This is a genomic window from Streptomyces sp. NPDC089915 (assembly GCF_040684675.1).
In the GTDB taxonomy this organism is placed as follows: domain Bacteria; phylum Actinomycetota; class Actinomycetes; order Streptomycetales; family Streptomycetaceae; genus Streptomyces.
Genome location: NZ_JBFBGN010000320.1, coordinates 1 through 2,104, shown reverse-complemented (window position 1 = coordinate 2,104; position 2,104 = coordinate 1). Strand labels below are relative to the sequence as shown.

At 72.7% G+C, this 2,104-nt stretch carries 3 protein-coding genes and 1 pseudogene; 2 read left to right on the top strand and 2 right to left on the bottom strand.

The features are described from left to right. Positions 1-399: pseudogene (locus AB0O29_RS35355) on the top strand (hypothetical protein); the annotation flags it as partial. A 26-nt stretch (positions 400-425) separates the two neighbouring features. Here AB0O29_RS35355 and AB0O29_RS35350 read toward each other — a convergent pair. After that, entirely contained in the window at positions 426-611 is a 186-nt protein-coding gene (locus tag AB0O29_RS35350; RefSeq protein WP_365160389.1) for a hypothetical protein, read from the bottom strand. A gap of 237 nt (positions 612-848) precedes the next feature. Next, a complete protein-coding gene (locus AB0O29_RS35345; protein WP_365160386.1) occupies positions 849-1,253 on the bottom strand; it encodes a PPOX class F420-dependent oxidoreductase in 405 nt (134 codons plus the stop codon). Positions 1,254-1,514: 261 nt separating this feature from the next. On the opposite strand from AB0O29_RS35345, the gene AB0O29_RS35340 reads away from it, so the two are divergent. Then, positions 1,515-2,104: hypothetical protein (locus tag AB0O29_RS35340; RefSeq protein ID WP_365160392.1), on the top strand; the 590-nt coding region annotated here is incomplete at its 3' end.

Sequence of the window (2,104 nt, the reverse complement as noted above, 5' to 3'; positions counted from 1 at the left end):
CCCGCGCCTACGGCGGCCGCCACGACCGCCGATTCGACGGTGCCGCCCGCCGACCACTACGCCGAGAACCACGCCTTCCGGATTCCCCTCCCGCTCCACGGCCAGAGCCGCTGCGACGGGCTCGCGGCCGTCGCACGCGTCGAGAAGGCGCTCGAACCGCTCCGCCGGCGCGGCGACTTCGCCCCGGAGAGCGTGCGTAGCGCGCTCACCGGCCTCGGGTACCCCGCCGGAAGGATACGCGCGGACCAGAACGGACCCACCGGCGTCGGCTTCCTCATCGACGTCGGAGCCTCCCCCTGGTGCGTGGAGGGCACGCTGAACGCCGCCTCCGCCCGCGCGACCGCCTTCGGCGGCTACCCCGACGGCACGGGCTGTGAACCCCCGCGCGGCGGCCACTGAAGCCGGAGGGCGGTGTCCGCCGCGCCTCAGCGGGGCATTCGGCCGGCCGGCGGCTGGACGAGGCCCGGCCCGCCGGTGTGCGCCGTGCGGACGTAGTCCTCGGCAGGGACGGGCAGCGCCTCGACGCAGGCGGTCGAGCAGGCGTTGACCAGCAGGGGCAGGACGTCGGCGCCGGAGGTCCAGAGGGAGATCCAGACCTGGCGGAGGTTCACGCCCTCGACGGGGCCGTCGCAGACGCTGCACGTGCGGATCGCCGTCGCGCCCCGTACGCCCGTACAGCACGAGGTGCTGCACCGAGGTGAGCCGGGCGATGGTGGGCGGGAGCGTGATGATCTGGCGGCGGTGTTCCGGCGTGAGTTCCGCCAGCGGCTTGAACTCCTCCCGCCCGTTGGCCACCGCCCCACCCCGGAGGGCCCTTCCGCCGGGTGGAGGGGCCCTCCGCGCGTGCTTCAGACGTGGCCGACGATCTTCCGCGGGGTGATCCGGACGACCACGCGCGGGGCGTCGTCGACCGAGCTCGGGTTGAACTCGCGGTACTTCTTGCCGGTGTACTTGACCGAGAGCTCGTCGATGAGCTCCTGGCCGCCCTCGGTGGTGAGTGCGGCGGTGCCGCGGATCTCGGCGTACGTGTACGGGGCGTCGAAGGGCTGGAGCAGCACGGTGACGCGGGGGTCCTGGCGGATGTTCTTCTCCTTGCGCCGGCCCACGGTCGTCGAGATCAGCACGTCGTTGCCGTCGCGCTTGACCCAGACCGGGGACACCTGGGGGCTGCCGTCGGGCTGGATGGTGGCGATGTTCACGAAGACGGGGCTGTCGAGCAGTTCCATGAGCCTGTCGCTGAGCTCAGCAGACACGGGGGTCCCTCCGTACGTACGGGGTGCGGATGTTGCCTCCCCTATTAGTTCAGCCCGACGCCCTTTTCACGGCACCCGGTAGGCCATCGGAGTGGAGCTCCGCCACATTCCCGCCGGGGAGATCTCGAACCAGGTCTGGAGTGGCGGCGAGGGCCCCGACCCCCGTGAGAAACTGCGCCGATTCGTCGCCGCCCACGCATGGGTCCCCACGGGGAGCCGCCAGTACGAGGAGAGCCGCCCGTGTCGATACTCCCGCCGGGGATGGCCGAACTACTCGAATCGGCCTCCCTCCTGGTGCCGGAGGAGACCGCCACCGGGAACGACCTGACGGCGGCCGACGTCTGGGACCACCTCGCCCACGACGAGTGGGAGACCGCCCTGAACCTGCTGGAGGAGCTCGGGGACCCGGGCCCGCTGCCCCTGACCTTCTGGGAGCAGCTCGCCGAAACGGCCGAACAGCTGAGGCTGGAGCGGAGCGCGGCCTGGTGCCACTGGCGGTGCTCCGAGATCCGCAACGGCATGGTCCGGGCCGATCTGACGCTCCGCCCCGCCGGCGAGACGCGCCGCACGACACCGATCCCCGGCGCCGGAGTGCTGCGGCCCATGTGGGACATCGGCCACCTCTCGCCCACCGGCGGCCTGTCGGTCAGCATCGCCGTGCTCTGGGTCGAGAACCTCCCCGAGCTGGAACCCGGCGGGCGGGCCACGGTCCGCCTCGTCCCCCTCACCCCCGCCCACTGGACGCACCTGAGGCCCGGGCAGCTGATCAGCCTGTACGAGGGCCGGGACGCGGGCGGGACCGCCGTCGTCCTGGAGACCCGGCCCCCGGCCGCCGCAGGTACGCCGGGAAG